This window comes from Pedobacter hiemivivus (genome assembly GCF_005144565.1).
In the GTDB taxonomy this organism is placed as follows: Bacteria; Bacteroidota; Bacteroidia; order Sphingobacteriales; family Sphingobacteriaceae; genus Pedobacter; species Pedobacter hiemivivus.
In genome coordinates, this window is the sequence record NZ_SWDX01000016.1 from 59,346 (window position 1) to 80,223 (window position 20,878).

General features: G+C 39.9%; 19 protein-coding genes and 1 pseudogene. 11 read left to right on the forward strand and 9 right to left on the reverse strand.

What is annotated here, in order from left to right; all coding sequences use genetic code 11:
• Positions 1–21: 21 nt before the first annotated feature.
• The 5 genes from FBD94_RS24835 to FBD94_RS24855 all read right to left on the reverse strand — a co-directional run bounded on the left by FBD94_RS24835 (position 22) and on the right by FBD94_RS24855 (position 5,947).
• A complete protein-coding gene (locus FBD94_RS24835; protein ID WP_131610833.1) occupies positions 22–357 on the reverse strand; it encodes a cupin domain-containing protein in 336 nt (111 codons plus the stop codon).
• Between the two features lie 6 nt (positions 358–363).
• Entirely contained in the window at positions 364–2,499 is a 2,136-nt protein-coding gene (locus FBD94_RS24840; protein ID WP_136882222.1) for a heparinase II/III domain-containing protein, read from the reverse strand.
• 36 nt (positions 2,500–2,535) lie between these two features.
• Positions 2,536–3,273: a FadR/GntR family transcriptional regulator gene (locus tag FBD94_RS24845; protein WP_136882223.1), complete on the reverse strand. Its 738-nt coding sequence runs from the start codon at positions 3,271–3,273 to the stop codon at positions 2,536–2,538.
• A 67-nt stretch (positions 3,274–3,340) separates the two neighbouring features.
• On the reverse strand, positions 3,341–4,324 hold the full coding sequence (yiaK, locus tag FBD94_RS24850) for a 3-dehydro-L-gulonate 2-dehydrogenase (RefSeq protein WP_136882224.1): 984 nt from the start codon (positions 4,322–4,324) through the stop codon (positions 3,341–3,343).
• A gap of 111 nt (positions 4,325–4,435) precedes the next feature.
• The gene (locus FBD94_RS24855) at positions 4,436–5,947 is read right to left on the reverse strand and encodes a choice-of-anchor I family protein (RefSeq protein ID WP_136882225.1); all 1,512 of its coding nucleotides are present in this window, start codon (positions 5,945–5,947) and stop codon (positions 4,436–4,438) included.
• 190 nt (positions 5,948–6,137) lie between these two features.
• On the opposite strand from FBD94_RS24855, the gene FBD94_RS24860 reads away from it, so the two are divergent.
• Positions 6,138–7,382 carry an MFS transporter gene (locus FBD94_RS24860; RefSeq protein ID WP_131610837.1) on the forward strand — a complete coding sequence of 415 codons (1,245 nt, stop codon included), beginning with the start codon at positions 6,138–6,140 and terminating at the stop codon, positions 7,380–7,382.
• Here the strand turns inward: FBD94_RS24860 and FBD94_RS24865 are convergent.
• Genes FBD94_RS24865 through FBD94_RS24875 form a run of 3 tightly spaced genes read right to left on the reverse strand, consistent with a single transcriptional unit; the run spans position 7,379 to position 10,097 of the window.
• The gene (locus tag FBD94_RS24865; protein WP_131610838.1) at positions 7,379–7,960 is read right to left on the reverse strand and encodes a LutC/YkgG family protein; all 582 of its coding nucleotides are present in this window, start codon (positions 7,958–7,960) and stop codon (positions 7,379–7,381) included. The two genes, FBD94_RS24860 and FBD94_RS24865, sit on opposite strands and share 4 nt — an antisense overlap.
• Positions 7,953–9,332, reverse strand: a complete 1,380-nt coding sequence (locus FBD94_RS24870; RefSeq protein WP_131610839.1) for a lactate utilization protein B — start codon at positions 9,330–9,332, stop codon at positions 7,953–7,955. The genes FBD94_RS24865 and FBD94_RS24870 overlap by 8 nt, the downstream gene beginning before the upstream one ends.
• A 30-nt stretch (positions 9,333–9,362) precedes the next feature.
• Positions 9,363–10,097 (reverse strand): (Fe-S)-binding protein, encoded by a 735-nt coding sequence (locus FBD94_RS24875; RefSeq protein WP_131610840.1) that lies wholly within the window; start codon positions 10,095–10,097, stop codon positions 9,363–9,365.
• 147 nt (positions 10,098–10,244) lie between these two features.
• Here FBD94_RS24875 and FBD94_RS24880 point away from each other — a divergent pair, with 147 nt between their 5' ends.
• The 5 genes from FBD94_RS24880 to FBD94_RS24900 all read left to right on the forward strand — a co-directional run bounded on the left by FBD94_RS24880 (position 10,245) and on the right by FBD94_RS24900 (position 15,309).
• A complete protein-coding gene (locus tag FBD94_RS24880; RefSeq protein WP_136882226.1) occupies positions 10,245–11,288 on the forward strand; it encodes a LacI family DNA-binding transcriptional regulator in 1,044 nt (347 codons plus the stop codon).
• A 55-nt stretch (positions 11,289–11,343) separates the two neighbouring features.
• Complete coding sequence (gene kduI / locus FBD94_RS24885; protein WP_131610841.1) at positions 11,344–12,186, forward strand: 5-dehydro-4-deoxy-D-glucuronate isomerase; 843 nt, start codon at positions 11,344–11,346, stop codon at positions 12,184–12,186.
• Between the two features lie 18 nt (positions 12,187–12,204).
• Positions 12,205–13,332 (forward strand): DUF4861 family protein, encoded by a 1,128-nt coding sequence (locus tag FBD94_RS24890; protein ID WP_136882227.1) that lies wholly within the window; start codon positions 12,205–12,207, stop codon positions 13,330–13,332.
• A 23-nt stretch (positions 13,333–13,355) separates the two neighbouring features.
• Entirely contained in the window at positions 13,356–14,120 is a 765-nt protein-coding gene (locus FBD94_RS24895; RefSeq protein WP_169472406.1) for an SDR family oxidoreductase, read from the forward strand.
• A gap of 91 nt (positions 14,121–14,211) precedes the next feature.
• On the forward strand, positions 14,212–15,309 hold the full coding sequence (locus FBD94_RS24900; protein WP_136882229.1) for an SGNH/GDSL hydrolase family protein: 1,098 nt from the start codon (positions 14,212–14,214) through the stop codon (positions 15,307–15,309).
• 3 nt (positions 15,310–15,312) lie between these two features.
• Here the strand turns inward: FBD94_RS24900 and FBD94_RS24905 are convergent, their stop codons facing one another.
• On the reverse strand, positions 15,313–16,182 hold the full coding sequence (locus FBD94_RS24905; RefSeq protein ID WP_131610845.1) for an AraC family transcriptional regulator: 870 nt from the start codon (positions 16,180–16,182) through the stop codon (positions 15,313–15,315).
• Between the two features lie 341 nt (positions 16,183–16,523).
• Between FBD94_RS24905 and FBD94_RS24910 the strand changes: the two genes are divergently transcribed.
• From FBD94_RS24910 to FBD94_RS24930, 5 genes and pseudogenes are all read left to right on the forward strand, one after another.
• Entirely contained in the window at positions 16,524–17,090 is a 567-nt protein-coding gene (locus FBD94_RS24910; protein WP_136882230.1) for a UbiX family flavin prenyltransferase, read from the forward strand.
• 154 nt (positions 17,091–17,244) lie between these two features.
• Positions 17,245–18,564 (forward strand): tRNA (N(6)-L-threonylcarbamoyladenosine(37)-C(2))-methylthiotransferase MtaB, encoded by a 1,320-nt coding sequence (gene mtaB / locus FBD94_RS24915; RefSeq protein WP_136882231.1) that lies wholly within the window; start codon positions 17,245–17,247, stop codon positions 18,562–18,564.
• A 32-nt stretch (positions 18,565–18,596) separates the two neighbouring features.
• Positions 18,597–19,751 carry a prolipoprotein diacylglyceryl transferase gene (locus FBD94_RS24920; RefSeq protein WP_131610848.1) on the forward strand — a complete coding sequence of 385 codons (1,155 nt, stop codon included), beginning with the start codon at positions 18,597–18,599 and terminating at the stop codon, positions 19,749–19,751.
• Positions 19,752–19,763: 12 nt separating this feature from the next.
• On the forward strand, positions 19,764–20,558 hold the full coding sequence (locus FBD94_RS24925; protein WP_131610849.1) for an inositol monophosphatase family protein: 795 nt from the start codon (positions 19,764–19,766) through the stop codon (positions 20,556–20,558).
• 131 nt (positions 20,559–20,689) lie between these two features.
• Positions 20,690–20,878: pseudogene (locus FBD94_RS24930) on the forward strand (IS5/IS1182 family transposase); the annotation flags it as partial.

The window sequence follows — 20,878 nt, forward strand, 5'->3', positions numbered from 1 at the left end:
GTTTATATTTTAAGGTTAGGTTTAAAGGAAATCTTCCCGGTGTGGGGAAAATACATCAATCAGGATTCCTGGTTCAATGCATACACAGCCATGCCATACATGTGGAGGAGCGTAGAAACCGTCGCCTTTTTTGAGGAGCTTTTTTTCCTCGCCAATGGTCATTTCAAATACGCCACTGTCTACATAAGTAACTTGCGAATGGTGATGTTCGTGCAATATGCCCACAGCTTCTGCCTCAAACTTTGCTTTTACAAGCATAATTTTGTCATCATAACCATATATCTGTCTCTTGATCCCATTTCCTAAATCCTGCCAGGGAGTTTCTGCATCTATTTGAAATAAATTGTTCTGTAACATGACGTATTAATTAAGTTTTATAAAGTTTTCTTTGTTGTTATAATTGATCTGGTAGGTGTATAGCTTGTTTTTTACCTTAAATGAAACGGTAACCTGGTCTTTGCTGCTGCTTAGGATCTTTAAATCACTAACCTTGCTGCTGGCACCGGTTGTAGTTTCACTAACCGGATTGCTGTTGCCATGGGTTTCGATGACGTTAAAAAACGTTTGGTTGTTAGATTTTGGAGAAGAAAGCATAAAGGCTTTACTCTCTACGAGATTCATTTCAGGGTCGTTTGCACCTAGCGACAACATTTTTAAGTTGACAGCTGTGTCGGTTGCAAAATGAACGGTATAAAAACGTTTGTTGTTTAAAATACTCAAGTATCCGGTTTTTTCTTTAACCGGCTGCTCGGCATTTAGCCAGATGTGTTGATAGCCATATTTCTCACCTAGAGGTTTTAACTGATCTGCAAAAGCATTTACTTTTATAGAAGCATCAACAACATGACCTTTATACCAAAAAGGAAGGTCGTATTGGTGTGATTTGTCAGATAAGGTCTGGAAAATATCAATTACCAAGGGTTTACTTAATTCGGCTACCTTAAGTAAGGCAGATGTTCTGATCATTTGTACACCAGGGTAGGCATTGCGTTCTGCAGCACTGATCACCTGCAAGTTTTTATCACTTTTAAAGTACAGTACTTCAGGATAGTTTTTTTGTGCAACATCGGGATTGCCTTTGTAGTTAGAAGTCTGATCAACAACCAGTGTATTGTGTGCCACAGTTTGTTTTGCCCATGATTTATTTTCTGGTAAGTAATCGCCACCTTTTTTAGATTCTATATTGATAAATCTAGCCGAACCATAATCAGGAAATACTTCGACACCATTGTCATAATACAATAGGTTTAGACGATCGAAATGGCCGTGGCCCATACCCTGAGAGGCTGCTTTTATCAGTAAGGTTTGTTGATCTTCATTATTGCCATATCTTAAGATGCCCAGTCCGCCTTCTTTGCCCGAAGCACCATCTTTTATAAGTTGCGATTGGTAAGCAAAAGGCTTGGCTTTGCCGGCATGTAGATCGGCAGCTACCTTTAGTCCAGCATCAGAAACGATGACTTCATTCTGTCTCCCGGCAACATCCAATAGATCTGGCATAGGTTTGATATCGGCGTAAGCAATATCCACTCCATAAACCAGCTCGGCAGTTTCGTATGTCTTGCCTTTTACAGCATCATTGATAGGGAAAAATGTACCATCAGTATAAGTCAGCTGTAAAGAGGTATTTATGGCATTGGCTAATAATTGATTGCGGTATTCGAAGATTTTTAACTCTGGTTGGTAGTTATTGATCGCCTTTGCGAAAATGATAAAAGGAAGCAAGGCGTATCTTTGATAATATGGTCCCTCAGTATAATAGCCATCAGGAGAAAACAATTGATCTATTTGGGCAAGGTAACCTGTTTTGCCATCCTTTGCAGATCCTTTGATCGCCATTTCTACATACTCTGGTTTGTTGAGTACGTAACCAGTCATACCGACCGCTGCAATATCCCAGGTACCATGGTTATGGATTTTATCAAAGGTTTCTTTGCAATCAATCGTAAAGAATTTAAGCATAGGCTCAAATAAACCGGTATTTATCGCAGCGCGATTTTTTGGAGATATCGCATCATAAACCATATCATAACCTTGTATCGTATATACTTGCCATACAAAGTCATTCAGACTTTGCCAGAAGATCTTACCGGCCTGATGATTTTCTTTTCTTTTGGGATGTAATGGCCATTTGCTATAATCAGCAGCATATTTTAACAACATACTTTCTACGTAAGCAGCATACTTTTTATCACCCGAAATTTGGTAAGCAATACCGCAGTTCAGCATATTGGTATAGTTTTTTTTATGCTGTTCATGTGTGGCACCACCACCTGCATCTTTAGGCGTAGGTACATTAATAGGCTCTGCTATAGCTTTATCAGCATCAGCTTTTACCTTCTGATATGATTTTTTAAGTAAAGGATAAGTAGCTGTTCCCTTTCTTACCGCTTCAATATTTTTTTTGGTGAGCATAATGCTGGGGTGTTCCTGAGCAATTAAAGGTAGGGTACACATCAGGCAAAGCATGGCCATTACCAACTTTTTTAAGTAGTTCATACGCATTTTAAAGAAATGAGAGGTGTTTGTACTTAGTTAATTCTCATTAATAATATTTTGTGCGGAAAATCCGGCTTTGCTAATTTGAAACATGTCGTTAAGGTGAGCAGCAACTGCATTTTCTGCAGCATCTATATCCTGGTTTTCTATAGCCATTAGTATATTTCTATGCTCGGCTATGGCCAGTTTACCACGATTATCTCCGCAAATCTTGCTTTCTACGATGTTCTTGATCAGATCAGGGATCAGAATAAGAATCATAGACTCGATTACAGAGTTTTTAGTAGCCCTTGCGATGGCAATGTGAAAAAGCATATCCTCTTCAATTGCATCCTGATTGCTATTGATCTTATTCTCGTAATCAATCATCGCTTCCTTAAGGTTAACCAGATCTTGCGCTGTTCTTCTTTCTGCAGCTAGTTTTACGGCATCCAGTTCTAAATAGTACCGGGCTTCTAAAAGTGCGTTAAAATCTTCCTTATTAAATTTGATGATATCTGTGATGATATTGTCTAAAACTTTGATGCTTAAACCAGAAACATAGGTTCCACTTTGTGGGTTGGTTCTGAGTAAACCGTAAAATTCAAGTTTTAAAATCGCTTCACGAACATAACTACGACCTACGCCAAATTTTTCAGCTAGGATTCTTTCCGCAGGTAATCGATCTCCGGGTTGTAATTGTCCCGAGGTAATGAGTTGTTTTAGCTGTCCTATGATTTTATCAACAGGAGATTCTACTTCAATTGACCTGATGGTTTCTATAAATGATTTCATACAATATATTTGGTCTACCAATTATTGGTTAACCAAATATAGAGAATAAAATAAGCAATCCAAATTTTTACATGTTTTTTAGCTGTTGCCAGATTTCTTCATTGACTGGTACCCCATTTTTCTCATTTTCAGAACGGGTTCGCAGTGTGCGTTCTCCCGGGTAGCTGACCGTTTTACCGGATTCCGTAGGGGTACTGTTTTTAGTGAAGTTCAGAATTTCTTCTATTAGGGCAGCATGCATATCTGGCTGGTGCAGACAAATAAAACACTGCGAAACGCCGGTTTCGTACTCGTCGGCAGAGATTTGTTGAGTAGAGCGTCCGCCACTAAGGGCCACAACCAACAGGTCAAGTACCAGGGAAAGGCCCGAACCTTTCCAGAAACCAATCGGCAAGGCCAGTTTAGTTTTTTTGATCGTAGCAGGATCTGAACTTAAATTTCCTTCTGCATCATAGCCACCAGGAAAGGGGAGTGACTCATGTTTCAACTCATATTCCTGCATTTTGCCATAAGAAAATTGCGACATCGCCATATCGAGCACAACATGGCCTTCGGCTCTTGGCACCGCAATTATCAGGGGGTTATTACCCAAAACAGATTCTTTACCGCCCCAGGCAGGCATATTTGCTGTTGCATTAGTAAAGCAAATACCAATGCAACCCGCTTCTGCAGCCTGCCAGCCGTAAGTTCCTCCTCGCATCCAATGGTTGGTGTTTTTGATGGCTACACAACCAATGCCGTTTTCTTTTGCCAGTTCAATAGCGCGGTTCATGCAATGTGTAGCATTGGCCATCCCGGGTGCAAAGTTTCCATCCCAACGTTCGATAGCGCCAATTTTTTCGAGTAATATAGGTGCTGCATCAGGTTTAACCAAGCCTTTTCGAACATGCTCTACAAAGACTGGAAATCTATTTAGTCCATGCGATGATATACCATCCCTGCTATTTGAAGCAAATATTGTTGCACAGGTATTAGCCATTTCCTTTGTAAAGGATAGTTGTAACAATACTCTTTTTAATTCTTCCTGCAGTTCTTCGAATGGTATACGCATATTATAAATCGTGGATGATCAAATATAGCTAATACATAAATAATAGGTAAAAAGAAAAACCCCGAAGCTTAATCACTGCGGGGTTTTTAATTTTTGTATTTATAGGTTTATTTATATGCTTTTCGGTGTGTATACCTTAATTACACCATCTTCTTCACTACTTACTACTAATAAACTCTTTTTGGTAGGACTGTTTTTAGCGGGGATGAATAATACACCTTCCGGTGCATCACCACATTTTAACAATTGCAGAAAAACCGGATTAGATGGGGTGGTAACGTCATAAACTGCTACGGCATCAGCACGCTCCATACCTACAAATGCAGTTTTTTTATTACCTACAATACCAATGGTGATTCCTTCAGGTTCAACACTTTTATCGTCGCTTCTGCCATCATCATATGCTCCAGCATCATTACATTTTCTGTCTAGCTCATTTTTACTGTCAAAGACCTGTGCCCCGGTAATGCCGTTCCATACTGAAAATGAACGTGAACCTAGAGAATACAATTCATCAAGATCTCCATCTTTATCTGTGTCGCCCAGGGTTGTGGTTATATTTAACCTGCCCAATTGTTCATCTTTTTTCAGATCGGTAGCGTTGGGGAATTTAACGGCATCCAGTAATACCGTGTTTTCTTTTACTCTTTTTACTTCAGTAAATGCTGCATATTCTCTGGCATCGCCTTCATTTGCAGTAAACAGATAGGGTATTCCGTTTTCTTCTAAAACAGCTATTGCATCTGGCATGTAAATGCCTTTCACATTCCACTTTGCAGCTTTGTATCCTACTTCTTTATCACTGGGGTCTATAAAATTCCCATCCAGACTGTAATCTTTGAATCCTAAAGGAAAGATATTGGTAATGGTTTTGCTGGCGATGTCTAACTTCGCAATTCCATTGTTTTCCTGTAGGGTGATCCAGGCCGTCTTAGAGTCGGAAGAAATGGTGATGTATTCTGGCTCTATGTCTTTAACAAAGGTGCTGTTCAAACCAAAGATTCTAAAGCCTTTTTGCATTAGGGCAGTTTGCTGACTGGCCATTGAAGAGAAATCAATTGTAGTTACGGCGTAATTGTTATTTACTGATATAATAGATATGGTGCCGGATGGATCATTTGTGTAATCAGCATTAGGTTCACCTTCATTTGCGGTAAGGATGTATTTTCCATCCGGAGAAAAGGTTACCATATCAGGTAATGCACCTACAATAACTTCAGTTATCTTGCTGTAATCAGTGGTTTTAAAAACGGCGACCTTTCCATTGGCCTGTTTGTCTTTAGCCTCAATTGCTGCGGCAAGTTTGCCATCGTGTACTGCAACGCTATTTACAGCACCAAGATCGGTAATGTCGATGGATCCAATGGAATTCATCGCAGATGGATTTTTGAAATCAATTACTTCGATTTTATTGATACCCGCTTCATTTTTAACTACAAATAATCTGTTGGTCAGTGGATCAAATGCAGAAATCTCTGCTGCGCCAACCCCGCCAATATCCAACGATCCAATCTCCGAAAAGGTAGCCGGATCTTCATTATCAATGGACTCAGGTGACTTGTCTTTTTTACAACTGGTTATACCGATGGTTAAAAGAAGGGCAAATAGTAAAAATTTTCTCATATGTATTTATTAAGTTTATGAGCTAAAGTATAGTTCCAACATGATCGCTGCTTAATCTTAATATTATGATATTGTTAGCTGTGCAAATGGGCTCTTAGGATATCTTAAGAAATAAATTTAAAATGAATTTAATAGTTACTTATAAAAATAAATATCTTAGCTAAATAAAAAACCAAACAATAATCATTAAATGACCAACCTAACCAAAGAAAAAAGCGCTGCAGCCTATCTGTTTAGTGCTCCTGTCATTGTAGCTTCTTTAGGCTACTTTGTAGATATTTACGACTTACTTTTATTCGGTATCGTACGGATACCCAGCTTAACAGAACTTGGCCTCAATGAAGCTCAGGTTTCTATTGAAGGTGCAAGCATTTTAAACTGGCAGATGACTGGTTTACTACTTGGAGGCATCTTGTGGGGTGTTTTGGGTGATAAAAAAGGACGTCTTTCTGTGCTTTTTGGTTCCATTATTACTTATTCCGTAGCAAACTTTGCCTGTGGTTTTGTTCATGATGTAACCCTATATAAACTGCTCCGTTTTATTGCGGGTATTGGCCTTGCCGGAGAATTGGGCGCAGGAATTACCCTCGTTTCGGAAAGCTTACCTAAAAGACTAAGGGCAATAGGTACTTCGGTTGTTGCGGGAGTAGGATTGATGGGCGCCGTTGCGGGGTATTTTACAGTAGAAATGTTCAGTTGGAGGAACGCCTATTTTATAGGTGGCGGTATGGGGATTTTGCTCTTGTTTTTAAGAATCGGTGTTTTTGAATCTGGTATGTTTCATAACATGAAAGAAAAGAGCAATGTGGCTAAGGGGAATTTTCTATCTTTTTTCACAAAGAAAAGCAGATTGATTTTGTATTTAAAATGCATCGGTATAGGTTTGCCAACCTGGTATGTAATTGGTATTCTAGCTACTTTTAGTAATGAATTTGGTAAGGCCCTAGGCATTGCTGAGGACATAAAACCAGGACTTGCGGTAATGTGGTGTTATGTCGGACTTTCGGCAGGTGACCTGGTGAGCGGAGTGGTTAGCTATTGGCTGGAATCGCGTATACGCGCCGTAACCTATATGATGATATTCACCGCAATTGGAGCAATTGTATATCTTTATGGAGGTGTAAATAGCACATTTGGTCTTTATGGTATGTGTTTATGGGTTGGCTTTGGTATCGGTTACTGGGCCATGTTTGTAACCATCGGCGCAGAGCAGTTCGGCACCAATGTCAGGGCTACAGCAGCTACCACCATACCAAATATGGTAAGGGGAACTGTGGTGTTGATGACCACGTTTTACACGACATTAAAACCAATTGTATTACCCCTAAATTCTGCGGCTTTACTAGGCCTGATTTGTTTCGGTATAGGCTTTTATTGTATCAGAACTATTCCTGAAACTCATCACAAAGACCTTGATTTTATTGAGGAAGATTAATCCATTACAAAAACAGTCATCCCTTTGGGCCCATGAGCCCCAAGCACTAATGATTGTTCAATATCGGCTGTTTTAGACGGCCCAGCAATAAAACTTCCAAAACCATATTCAGCGATGCCTATTTTCAAATAGGCATCGTGCATGGTTTGCACAATCTCCTTTTTACTGACTACAACAGCAAGTTGCTGACAAATGAATGGTACCGCACGTTGATGCATTAAATCTTCGGTAATCCACAAAGCAGCATTCTCTGCAACACCAAAATGAGCACTGATGACTGCAAGATCTACATTGGCATAACTATGTGGATCCTGATCTTCCCAGCCTTGTTCTGATACTTCAGCCAGTTCAGGTAAAGTAGATACAATACGCTGACCTGTGAAATGTTCAAGGATGTACTTTTGAACAGCTTGATAGTCCGAAACCTCGATAAAAGTGCCTCCAATAGTCGTTAGTACCGTGGCAAAAGCTTGTACAGGATCTGCAGCGGGAAATGCGGTGAATGAATCGGCTGGCAGTGGCTGCGCATCCGGTTGATTGTTCAATACTTTCTCTAAAATCTGTGCTCTGCTAGTCATTCTTTTTATTTTTCTTGTACCACTCTCCAAATGATTCTTTAGGCACTTCAGGCATTTCGCGGTGTTGGTACCAAAGGTTTAGTTTATTGTTTACGGTAAACGGAGCATGTTTCATGAACCAACGTCCTACCTTTCCTGCGTTTTTGTAAACGAAAGGACTGGACAAGGTAAATTCCATTGCCTTCATGGCCAGTTTCTTTGTTGGGTCGGCATAGCCTTCCTTAACAATCACCTGTCTCCATTTATAAAGTTGTTCGTGAATATTGATTTTAACCGGGCATACATTACTGCATGAACCACATAGGGTAGAGGCAAAGGGCAGATCAGAATATTCCTTCATGTCCAGGTTTGGCGCCAAAATAGAGCCTATCGGTCCTGCAACAGCAGTATGGTAACTGTGTCCACCACTTCGGCGGTAAACCGGGCAAGTGTTCATGCAAGCTGCACAGCGGATACATTTTAATGAGTTGCGGAAATCAGGACGGCTCAATTGAGTTGTTCTGCCATTGTCAACCAACACAATGTGCATTTGCTGACCCGGTCTTGGTTTTTTAAAATGACTAGAATAAGTCGTAATCGGTTGTCCCGTTGCACTTCTCGTTAACAGTCTTAAAAAAACGCCTAGATTTTTGCGTTTAGGGATGATCTTTTCAATCCCCATACAGGCAATGTGTACATCTGCAAGATGCGCACCCATATCAGCATTCCCTTCATTGGTGCAAACCACAAACTCACCGGTTTCGGCAACAGCGAAATTTACCCCAGTAATGGCTGCTTTGCGCGTTAAAAAGGTTTCGCGTAGATGTTCCCGCGCAGCGGCAGTTAAAAATACGGGGTCAGACATGCCTTCTGGTGTACCCAGATGCTCATGGAACAATTCACCTATTTCTTCTTTCTTTTTATGGATGCAGGGCAATACAATATGACTGGGTGGCTCCTGTGCCAGTTGGACAATTCGCTCGCCCAGATCGGTATCAATTACCTCTATGTCATTTTGCTTTAGGTACTCATTTAAATGGCATTCCTCAGTAAGCATCGACTTGCTTTTGATTAGCCGGTTTACATTGTGCTCCTTTAATATGGAATGTACAATTTGATTGTGCTCGGCTGCATCAGCTGCCCAATGTACCGTAACACCATTCTTTTGTGCCTGCTCCTCAAATTCAATTAAGTAATTGTGGAGGTTAGAAAGTACATTGTTTTTAATTTGTGAAGCGGCTTCCCTTAGTGCTTCCCATTCGGGTATGTTGTGAGCGGCTTTATCGCGCTTGGCGCGAACAAACCATAAAGTTTCGTCGTGCCAGTCTACCCTTGCCTCATCTTTATTAAATATATCCGATAAAGCTGCGTGGTCTTTTGTTCCTGAACTCATGTGTCTTTATTGTTGTACTTTTCTGTAAAACTATTGTGCGCTTAATATTTCTGCAATGTGCAGCACCTTAACATTGCTGTTCTGCCTACGCAGGATACCTTCCATGTGCATTAAGCAGGACATATCTGCAGCTGTAATATATTCTGCGCCATGATTGACATGATCTGCTACACGATCTTTGCCCATTTTTACCGATACGGCTTCTTCGGCTACGCAAAAAGTTCCACCAAAACCACAGCATTCATCTGGTCTGCTCAGTTCAACCAATTCCAAACCTTCTACCATTTTTAATAAATGTAAGGGTTTTGAAAATGGAGCATCTACCAATTCAGACATTTGCGCAAGCATTAAACCGCGCTGACCGTGACAGCTTTGGTGTACACCTACCTTATGTGGAAAACGGGCGGATAGTTTCTCCACCTTAAGCACGTCTGTTAAAAACTCTGTTAATTCGTATACCTTTTTTCTAATTCCTAATGCTTTATCTTCTTCTTTTGGCGAATGCAAGTGATCTTTTATATGCAATACACAGCTACCCGAAGGGGAAACGATGTAATCAAATTCTGCAAAATTGTCAATAAATAAGTCGTTGCATCCCTGGGTCAGGTGCTCAAAGCCAGAGTTGGCCATTGGCTGTCCACAGCAGGTCTGGTTGACAGGATATTTTACTGTTATGCCAAGTCCGCTTAATAAATTTAAAGTAGCTATGGCCGCATTTGGATAAAATTGGTCGATATAACAAGGTATGAATAGGCCTACGTTCATGTATACTAGGTTTTGCGGTTAAATATAGTATTTTTAAATAATCGCACTGTCCTGTGCTGTCATACCATGGTTAACATTTGTGCTTATTTATGCAAACGTTTTCAGATGATTAAAAAAAATGCTAGCTTGCCAATCTTTAATTGTTTTATGGCTGTCGGAAAAAAGAATTACCAGAATACCATACTCGATATCGCGGAAGCGCTAAAGCTTTCACCTGCAACGATTTCCCGTGCTTTGAATAATCATCCTTATGTGAAGGAAAAGACCAGAAATGATGTGGTAGAGATGGCTGCAAAGCTAGGCTATCGCCGAAATCTTATGGCTTCGGGCTTACGTAGCAATAGAACGCACACAATAGGGCTCATCATTCCTCGGGTTTCTATGTTTTTTCATGCCGAGGTGATTACCACGATACAAAATGACTTGCATAAGCATGGTTATAGCTTGATCATCTGCCAGTCTAATGATTCGGTAAGTATGGAGCGGGAGTTGGCTGAGACCTTGTATTCATCAAGGGTGGATGCGCTGATTGCTGCCTGCACTTTGCAAACGGTAGACTTTAGTCACTTCGATAAATTTGTAGAACATGGTACCCCGGTTATTTTTTACGATAGGGTTCCAGTGGAGGATTACAAAGCAACTTTGATTAAAGGTGATGATTTTAAAGGCGCCTATTTGGCTACCTCTCATTTGATTGCCGCAGGTTGCAAAAGAATAGCACATATTTCGGGGCCTTTAACTTCTAATCTTTATCAGGATAGAGCTGCAGGTTTTTTAAAAGCGATGGAAGAACACCAGTTGCCGGTAAATCCGGATTGGGTTTTTCATCAGGAACTTACGCAAGGAAATGCACTTTTTGCCATGCAGAAAATGTTTACAACGGGAGCAGGTCCTGATGGGTTGTTTGCTGATAATGATACCAGTGCCATTGCCGCGATTGAATATGCAAAGGAAAAAGGGATCATTGTGCCGGATGTATTGAAAGTTGCAGGATATTCTAATGATCCACGCACGGCCATCATTACTCCAGCCATTACTTCAGTTGAGCAATTTCCAAGCCTGGTAGGTAGAAGAATTGTAGAGACTGTGGTGGAGTTATTGAGCAATGATGCAGAGGGACCTACCTATAAAATAGAGCCGGTAATGATTCCTGTAGAGCTGATCGTCAGAAAATCGACAAGTACAAACTAACTAGTAACACAATAACATCCCAATGGGATGGATGAATAAATAAATAAAAAAAACAATGAAAACATCTTTTGAAAGCCGCTATGCAGTTAGTCCAGGTGAAGCAAAGCAATTTGATACTGCTGCTTTACGCAAGAATTTTTTAATGGAAAGCTTATTTGAAGCAGATGCTGTTAAGCTTACTTTATCTCATTTCGACCGTTATATCACAGGAGGTGTAATGCCGGTAAATGAGGTTGTAGCCTTGTCTAATCCAGAAAACCTAAAAGCTGCTTATTTCCTGGAAAGAAGAGAATTGGGGATTATTAATGTTGGCGCAAAAGGTACAATTGTTGCCGATGGCGTTACTTATGAATTAGAATTTAAAGAAGCTTTATATCTTGGTAAAGGAACAAAAGAAGTAACTTTTGCTTCTGATGATAAAAACAACCCTGCAAAATTCTACATCAATTCTGCACCTGCACATCATACTTATCCAAGCAAAAAGGTATCTAAAGCAGATGCTGAAATCGTTGAGTTAGGTACGCCAGAAACTGCAAATCACCGTGTGATCAATAAATTGTTGGTGAATAGCGTATTGCCTACTTGCCAATTGCAAATGGGTATGACCGAATTGAAAAGCGGAAGTGTATGGAATACTATGCCAGCACATACACACGACAGAAGGATGGAAGTATACTTCTATTTTGAAGTACCTCAAGGGCAAAGTGTATGTCATTTTATGGGTGATCCACAGGAAACCAGACACATCTGGATGCAAAATGAGCAAGCTGTAATTTCACCTAACTGGTCTATTCACTCTGGAGCGGGAACTAGCAACTATACTTTTATCTGGGGAATGGCAGGTGAGAACTTAGATTATGGTGATATGGACCATTGCGCAATTAATGATTTGAAGTAGTTATTAAACGATAATATAATGAAAAAAATAATTGGCCTTTTGTTGTTGTTTCCGGCTTTGTATGCTCCGGTAATGGCGCAAACTAAAGCTACGATTACCGTATCTAATCCTTCAAAACTGGACAGAACAAATGCTGTTGTTCCGGTGAGTTGGAGCAGTATTGTGGCTAAATATCCGCGTTTAGATACGGCGAACTTTAAAGTGCTAAATTCAGCGACGAAAAAGGAAATTCCTTTCCAGTTAGAGCGTCGTGGACAAACCGAAGTACAGAATTTGTTGGTTCAAGTAAGCTTGAAAGCAAATGGTAGCGCTAAGCTGACCATTGTACCGGGTAAACCGGCTGCTATCGCCAAAAAAACCTTTGGTCGTTATGTCCCAGAGCGTTATGACGATTTTGCATGGGAGAATGATAAGGTAGCTTTCCGTATGTATGGAAAAGCATTGGAAAATAGGAAAGATAATGCCTTCGGAACAGATGTTTGGGTGAAAAGAACCAACAAATTGATCATCAACGAATGGTATAAAACTGGTGATTACCATACAGATCATGGTGATGGAATGGATTATTACAGTGTAGGTCTTACATTGGGTGCTGGAGACGTTGCTCCAATTGTAAAGGACTCTATTTTCTTTGCCAAAAACTACCACTACTGGAAAGTGTTGGACAATGGACCATTGCGTACTACATTTGAGTTGGGGTATGATGCCTGGGATGTAGCAGGCAAGTCTGTGAAAGTAACTAAGACGATTTCCTTGGATGCAGGATCGCACATGAATAGGATCGAAGCAGCTTATTCTTATAGTGGTGATGCTTTGCCTGTTGTAGTGGGTATCGTAAAAAGGAAAGAACCTGGGACTATTTTAATGGACGAGGCACAAGGTATTGTAGGTTATTGGGAGCCGCAACATGGTGTTGATGGTACTACCGGAGTAGCAACTATTGTATTGGGTGGACAGTTAAGTATGGGGACCGATAAAATGCATTTGTTGACTCGTACTTCGGCTAAAGGCAGCCAGCCAGTGGTTTATTACAATGGTTCTGCATGGAGCAAAGGCAATGAGATTACCAATGCGCAAGGATGGTTTAATTACCTGAATAACTTTAAAAAACAATTAGAACAGCCTTTAAAGGTTAGTGTTCTTTAATATTAAAAATAAAAGAAATGGCAATACTTGATTTATTCAATTTAAAAGGAAAAGTAGCTTTGGTTACCGGTTGTAAACGCGGTATTGGTAAAGCAATGGCTGAGGCTTTGGCTGAGGCTGGAGCAGACATTATTGGTGTATCTGCTAATCTTGAACTGAGCGGAAGTGATGTAGAAGGAACAGTAAAGGCATTGGGACGTAATTTCTATGCTTATCAGTGTAACTTTAACGACCGTGATTCATTGAAATCTTTTTGCGAAAAGGTGAAGGCTGATCACCCTGTGATTGATATCCTGGTAAACAACGCTGGCACAATCCTCAGAAAGCCAATTGCTGAGCATCCGGATGAGTTCTGGGATGAAGTAATCGCTGTAAACCAAACTGCACCTTTTATCCTGACTAGAGAAATTGGTCGAGATATGGTTGAAAGAGGAAGTGGAAAGATCATTTTTACAGCTTCTTTGTTAACCTTCCAAGGTGGTATTACCGTTCCAGGTTATGCGGCTAGTAAAGGTGCAATTGGTCAGTTAACTAAAGCGTTTGCTAACGAATGGGCTTCGAAAGGGGTAAATGTAAATGCAATCGCTCCGGGTTATATCTCTACAGACAATACCACCGCCTTAAGAGCAGATGAAAACCGCAGTCGTTCTATTATGGAGCGTATTCCGGCTGGCAGATGGGGTGAAGCAGAAGATTTTAAAGGTCCGGTTCTATTCCTGGCTTCTGAAGCTTCTAATTACATGCACGGTACTGTGATGACGGTAGATGGAGGATGGATGGGCAGGTAACAACTGTGTATACATTTTAAATAATATAAAAAAGCAGGCTATAGTTAGTCTGCTTTTTTTATATATTCGAAAACCAAACAAATGTAAACACATGAAACAAAACCTTTTATTGACCTTTTTTGTACTGATCGGTACGAGTGTCACTTTTGCTCAACAACAAACAATTTATAAAACATGGAATCCTGCAAAGGATCAGACCAGTGTTGTAGCTGGGCAAGGCTGGCATAGCGGATTGCAAAGTTTTTACGATCGTCTGCCTGCAAAAGCAGAAGGATCAGTACGTAAAGAGGTATGGAATTTATCTAAAAACAACGCAGGCCTTAATCTTCGTTTCAAATCAGATGCCCCGGAAATTATCATCAAGTATGCCGTGTCGGGTTATATGCGAATGGATCACATGCCTGCCACTGGTGTAAGTGGAGTCGATTTATATGCACAAGATGCTAAAGGTAAATGGCTTTGGGCTGGCGGTAAATATAAATTTGGGGATACCGTAACGTACACATTCACAAACCTAAATACGACAGGTAAGGAGGCGCGAGAATATACTTTATACTTGCCTTTATACAATACCGTAAAATGGATGGAAATCAGCGTGCCGGAGCAAAGTGTTTTTACACCTACACCTGTGTCTAAAGAAAAACCAATTGTGGTTTATGGTACCTCGATTGCTCAAGGAGGATGTGCAAGTCGCGCAGGCTTGGCATGGACTTCTATGTTAAGTCGTAAACTGAACCGGCCTATCGTGAATTTAGCTTTTTCTGGTAACGGCCGTCTGGAAAAAGAAGTTTATGAATTGTTGCCTGAAATTGATGCAAGTTTATACGTCCTGGACTGTCTCCCTAATTTAACCGGCGTAACTGGCGAAGAGGTAACAAAGAGAGTAGAGGCTACTGTTGCCCTTTTACAATTGAAGAAACCAGGTGTGCCTATTTTGTTAACTGAGCACGATGGTTATACTGATGATGGGTTAAATGCTACAAGGAAGAAAGCTTATGAGGTTACAAATGTTGCCTTAAAAACAGCTTTCGAAAAATTGAAAGCTAAGGGCCTGAAAAATATCTATTATTTGACAAAAGATGCAATTAGTCAGGATATTGAGAGTACTGTAGATGGTACCCATCCAAATGATATAGGTATGATGAATTATGCGAATGCCTATGAAAAAGCAATCCGAAAAATAAAATAAATATTATTTACTGAGGTAAGACTTTTGATAATTTAAAGGACTTTGCCCGGTGATGATCTTAAAGTGCTTATGAAAGCTGGCGAAATTATGAAAGCCGCTTTCATAGCATATTTGCTTTACATTCATACTGTCCTCAATCAGTAGTTTACAAGCATGACCAACCCGTATTTCACTGATAAACTGCGTATAGGTTTTTCGTGTTCTTGTTTTAAAATACCTGCAAAAAGAATTTGGACTGATGTTGGCCACCGAAGCCATTTCTTCCATTAGGATCTTTCTTTTAAAATGGGTTAGTGAATAATTATAAATCGCATTGATCCTGTCATTTTCTGTTTCTTCAAAATTATTACGGAATCCCATTGATGATAGGGGCTTAGCCTGCGCACTGGCCTCAATAGCAAGCAAAGCTTCCATCAAAATGATAATCCTTCTTGGCCCCGTAGCCAACAGGATTTCTTCCATCAGATCTCCAATCTGTTTTTTGCTTTTATCAAGAATCTGAATACCCCTTTGGGCCTTTTCGAGCGTTAATTTCATTCCTTTATTTTCCGGTAAGGAGAGGAAGTGATTGCCCCAAAAGTTTTCGCAAAAATGAACAACTACCACGTCTGCGTTGTTTGTTTCTTCATCGTTAAAATAGCTGTCATCAAATTTCCAATAATGGGGCAGATGGGCACCAACAAGGACAATGTCGCCAGAGCTAAAACGTTTGATATTATCTCCAATAAATTGAGTACCGTTTCCTTTCTTAAAGTAAATCAACTCCACCTCGGCATGGTAATGCCAGCGATTATTAATGTAGGGAACTTTGTCTCTTCTTGCACTAAAAGAATTGACTAAGTTATTAGAAACTTTGAGTAGTTGTGGTTTCATGATATTTGGTTAGATATTATTACATTAAATGTATAAAGATCTTTCATAAATACACTGTTCTTGCCAAAATTACAATAGATTATGCTAAAATCGCTTAATTATTTTAGAAGAAATACTTTTATCAAATATTTATAGAATGTTAATTTTTTCTGTAAGGCTACAAAAATTTGTTGTTAAGAAAAATAGTTGAAAAAAGTGTGTTTAAACTTTCATTTATTAAAAAAGATAATTACATTTGAGCTTACCCTTTCGAGGGTATGTTTTTCATAGGTAGATGTAGGGTCGAAATTAATTTTTCGGCCCTTTTTTGTTTGCCCTGCTTCTGTATCTTTACAAACGCTATGAGGAAGAAGAAAATAATTGTCGCAATTACTGGAGCCAGTGGCTCTGTTTACGCTAAATTGCTGCTAGATAGCTTGTTGAAATTGTCTGATCAGGTAGAGAAAGTAGGCGTGGTAATGTCCGACAATGCAAAAGAGGTTTGGCGCTTTGAGTTGGGCAATGAAGACTATGATCTTTATCCCTTTACATTTTACCCGAAAATGGATTTTAATGCTCCCTTCGCATCGGGTTCTGCAAAATATGACACCATGATTATTATTCCTTGTTCGATGGGAACCCTTGGTCGAATAGCTCATGGAATTTCGAATGACTTAATTTCAAGAGCGGCTGATGTGATTCTTAAAGAGCGTAGGAAATTGATCGCAGTAGTGCGTGATACGCCTTTCAGCCTCATTCACATCAATAATATGAAAACTGTGACCGAAGCCGGAGGGATTATTTGTCCGGCCAGCCCATCTTTTTACAGTCTTCCTAAAACCATTGAAGAGGTGGCACAAACAGTAGTAAGTCGGGTTATTGATCTGGCAGGGCTAGAGCAGGATAGTTGCCGTTGGAATGAGGAATAAATCATCTAAAACCTTATCTTTGCAGGCTTGTTAGAACGTTCGTCATGCTGAATTTATTTCAGCATCTCGGATTTGATATTCTAAACATGCTTAAACGGGATGCTGAAATAAATTCAGCATGACGAAATGCATAAAAAATACCGATAGATACCGAATGAAGAAAGTTGCATTTTATACATTAGGCTGTAAGTTGAATTTCTCTGAAACATCAACAATAGGCCGTTTATTTACCGACGCTGGATACGCAGTAGTGGATTTTACAGACGCGGCGGATGTATATGTGATCAATACGTGTTCTGTGACAGAGCATGCAGATAAGAAATGTCGTAAGGTGGTAAAAGAAGCCTTAAAATATGCACCCCATGCTTATATCACCATTGTTGGCTGTTACGCACAGTTAAAGCCAACAGAAATAGCAGAGATTGAGGGGGTGGACATGGTATTAGGCGCTGCAGAAAAATTCAGAATTGTAGAATTTATCTCGGATCTAACCAAGCAACCAAAAGCAGTAATTCATCAGCAAAACATAGAAAAGGTTAACCATAACTTTATTGCCGCTTATTCTATCGGCGATCGTACCCGTACTTTTTTGAAAGTACAGGATGGTTGTGATTATCCTTGCACCTATTGTACCATACCATTGGCGCGTGGTGGCAGTAGGAGTGATACCATCGAAAATGTGGTGAACCGTGCTCAGCAAATTGCCGAAAGTGGTGTAAAAGAAATCGTATTGACTGGAGTAAATCTGGGCGATTTTGGTATTCGGGATGGCCAACGGGAAGATAAATTCTTCGACCTGGTGAAAGCGCTTGATGAAGTTGAGGGTATCGAAAGGATCAGGATCTCTTCTATTGAGCCGAACTTGTTAAGCAATGAAATCATTGAATTTGTATCGACCTCAAAAAGGTTTGTACCTCATTTTCATATTCCACTGCAATCTGGTTCCAATAAAATATTGGGCCTGATGAAAAGACGTTACCAACGCGAGTTGTATACCGAACGTGTAGCCAAAATAAAAGCTATAATGCCAAACTGCTGTATTGGTGTTGACGTAATTGTGGGCTTCCCTGGTGAAACGCATGAAGACTTTCTGGATACGTACCAGTTTCTGAATGAGCTTGATATTTCCTACTTGCATGTATTTACGTACTCTGAACGTGAGCAAACCGAAGCAGCCGAAATGAAAGGTCGTGTTGCAGGAAGCACGCGTGCAGATCGTAGTAAAATGCTCCATATCTTATCGGATAAAAAGCGCAGGGCCTTCTATCAATCACAGTTAAATACGATTGGCGAAGTGCTGTTCGAAGACGATCAGAAGAACGGATTCATGCATGGTTTTACTAAAAACTATGTGAAAGTAAAAGCGAAGTACGATCCGGTAATGGTTAACGAAATCAAAACTGTTAAACTAGTTGAATTGACTGCTGATGGAGAGGTAGAAGTTGAAGAAACACAGGAAGTATTAGCGCATTAATCTTATATTCGCATAAAAACCTTTTTTAACTTATGTTTCCAACCGTATCTCATTTTATAGAATACCTTTTTGGTATACAGGTTCCGCTTCCCTTTAATACATTTGGTGTTTTTGTTGCCTTGGCATTTGTTGCCGGTTACTGGGCATTTACTCAAGAATTTAAGCGAAAAGAAGCGCTGGGAATCATTCATCCGATAAAAAAACTAATCACTATAGGTAAACCTGCCAGTGCAATAGAAATAGCTTCTAATGCTATTTTTGGCTTTCTTATTGGCTATAAATTGGTTTATGCGTTATTAAACTATAAACTCTTTGTAGCCGATGCGCAAACGGTTTTGCTTTCTACCAAAGGAAATATTCTGGGTGGTTTGTTTTTTGCAGGTTTGTTCGCTTACTGGGATTACCAGGAAAAAAATAAAGTAAAACTAGATAAGCCAAAGACTGTTGAAGTAACTCAGCATCCTTACGAGCTGATGGGTTCGCTGATTGTTTGGGCTGCGGTATGGGGCTTTTTAGGTGCCAAGATATTTGATAACCTGGAACATTGGGACTCATTTGTAGCAGACCCTATAAATAGCTTGCTTTCTTTTAGTGGTTTAACTTTTTATGGTGGATTGATTTGCGGTGGTGCAGCTGTGTTATATATTGCTCGTAAAAACGGCATCAAAGTATTGCATATGCTAGATATTGGTGGACCGGGTATGATGCTTGCATATAGCGTTGGTCGTATCGGTTGTCATATGTCAGGTGATGGTGATTGGGGGATTACAAATTTAAATCCTAAACCATTCTCATGGCTTCCAGACTGGCTTTGGGCTTATAAGTATCCAAATAACGTAGCCAATGAGGGGATACCTATCCCAGGATGCGTTGGTAAGTTCTGTAATGAGCTAGCTCAACCAGCATATCCAACTCCACTTTATGAGGTGATCGTTTGCTTTATCTTATTCCTGATCTTATGGAAAATTCGTGACCGTATTAAATTGCCAGGCATGATGTTTGGAATTTACCTGATGATGAATGGTGTAGAGCGTTTCTTCATCGAACTGATTCGCGTGAACACTAAATACAATGTTGCTGGTATACAATTTACACAAGCAGAATTTTTATCTTGTATCATGTTCTTATCTGGCTTGTTTCTTGTGCTTAATGCAGTAAAGAACAAAGATAAATTAGCCAACTATTAAAATTTACCCGATTTGGATTACGAAATATTATGCTCAAAGGTTATTGCTATAGCCCGGCTTACAGGTAATTTTATCAGAAAGGAATCTATGAACTTTGATGCTAAAGCCATCGAGTTTAAAGGGCTAAATGATTTAGTGTCCTATGTGGATAAAACTGCGGAAAAGCAATTGGTCAGAAATTTAGCTAAAATCCTTCCAGAAGCGGGTTTTACTACCGAAGAAAAAACAACTAGTACTAAGGGGGCTGTATACAATTGGATTATTGATCCCTTGGACGGTACGACTAACTTTATTCATGGATTACCTACTTATTCCATCAGTATCGCTTTGTATGAAGCTGATCAGCCTGTAATCGGTGTAGTTTATGAGATTACCAGAGGGGAGATGTTCTATACTTATAAAGGTGGTGCCGCTTATCTGAATAATAAACCAATTACTGTTTCTTCTCGACCTAAACTGTCAGACTGTTTACTAGCTACAGGTTTTCCATATTATGAATTTGCTCAGCAGGAGCAGTACATGCAACTCTTAGCAGAAATCATGCGTAGATGTCACGGCTTAAGAAGGATTGGTTCTGCAGCTGTAGATCTTGCTTATGTAGCCTGTGGTCGCTTTGATGCGTATTTTGAATACAACCTCAACTCATGGGATGTAGCAGCCGGTGCGTACCTTGTACAGCAAGCTGGTGGACATATCATGAACTTTAGTGGGGGCGACGAATTTATTGAGAAACGAGAGATTTTAGCAACCAATGCTTTTCTTGATGAGGAGCTGTTGGAGCTGATGAATAAACATTTCAATGCATAAAAAAGGGGCTGTATCATGATACGAGGGCACTGAAAAAGTCCTTTTAAATATTTGGAGTCCAAAAAGAGCAGAAGAACTATGGTTATCTGCTCTTTTTTTGTACCTTAAAAGTAGGTTTTAAAAGGTGCCCAATGTTAGCTCATCAACAAAAGATTCAATTCAGTGCCTACTCAGGATTGTATGATTTGATCATTCCCAAAGACAATTTACTTCGAAAGATCAACGATCTAATAGACTTCAGTTTCATTTATGATGAACTGCTCGAGAAGTACTGCCACACCAATGGACGTACTGCGGAGAGTCCGATCCGTATGTTTAAG

Bases quoted from the DNA above. Each gene is read 5' to 3' on its own strand.
- FBD94_RS24835 (WP_131610833.1), bottom strand. From the start codon at position 357: ATGTTACAGAACAATTTATTTCAAATAGATGCAGAAACTCCCTGGCAG.
- FBD94_RS24840 (WP_136882222.1), bottom strand. From the start codon at position 2,499: ATGAACTACTTAAAAAAGTTGGTAATGGCCATGCTTTGCCTGATGTGT.
- FBD94_RS24845 (WP_136882223.1), bottom strand. From the start codon at position 3,273: ATGAAATCATTTATAGAAACCATCAGGTCAATTGAAGTAGAATCTCCT.
- yiaK (WP_136882224.1), bottom strand. From the start codon at position 4,324: ATGCGTATACCATTCGAAGAACTGCAGGAAGAATTAAAAAGAGTATTG.
- FBD94_RS24855 (WP_136882225.1), bottom strand. From the start codon at position 5,947: ATGAGAAAATTTTTACTATTTGCCCTTCTTTTAACCATCGGTATAACC.
- FBD94_RS24860 (WP_131610837.1), top strand. From the start codon at position 6,138: ATGACCAACCTAACCAAAGAAAAAAGCGCTGCAGCCTATCTGTTTAGT.
- FBD94_RS24865 (WP_131610838.1), bottom strand. From the start codon at position 7,960: ATGACTAGCAGAGCACAGATTTTAGAGAAAGTATTGAACAATCAACCG.
- FBD94_RS24870 (WP_131610839.1), bottom strand. From the start codon at position 9,332: ATGAGTTCAGGAACAAAAGACCACGCAGCTTTATCGGATATATTTAAT.
- FBD94_RS24875 (WP_131610840.1), bottom strand. From the start codon at position 10,097: ATGAACGTAGGCCTATTCATACCTTGTTATATCGACCAATTTTATCCA.
- FBD94_RS24880 (WP_136882226.1), top strand. From the start codon at position 10,245: ATGGCTGTCGGAAAAAAGAATTACCAGAATACCATACTCGATATCGCG.
- kduI (WP_131610841.1), top strand. From the start codon at position 11,344: ATGAAAACATCTTTTGAAAGCCGCTATGCAGTTAGTCCAGGTGAAGCA.
- FBD94_RS24890 (WP_136882227.1), top strand. From the start codon at position 12,205: ATGAAAAAAATAATTGGCCTTTTGTTGTTGTTTCCGGCTTTGTATGCT.
- FBD94_RS24900 (WP_136882229.1), top strand. From the start codon at position 14,212: ATGAAACAAAACCTTTTATTGACCTTTTTTGTACTGATCGGTACGAGT.
- FBD94_RS24905 (WP_131610845.1), bottom strand. From the start codon at position 16,182: ATGAAACCACAACTACTCAAAGTTTCTAATAACTTAGTCAATTCTTTT.
- FBD94_RS24910 (WP_136882230.1), top strand. From the start codon at position 16,524: ATGAGGAAGAAGAAAATAATTGTCGCAATTACTGGAGCCAGTGGCTCT.
- mtaB (WP_136882231.1), top strand. From the start codon at position 17,245: ATGAAGAAAGTTGCATTTTATACATTAGGCTGTAAGTTGAATTTCTCT.
- FBD94_RS24920 (WP_131610848.1), top strand. From the start codon at position 18,597: ATGTTTCCAACCGTATCTCATTTTATAGAATACCTTTTTGGTATACAG.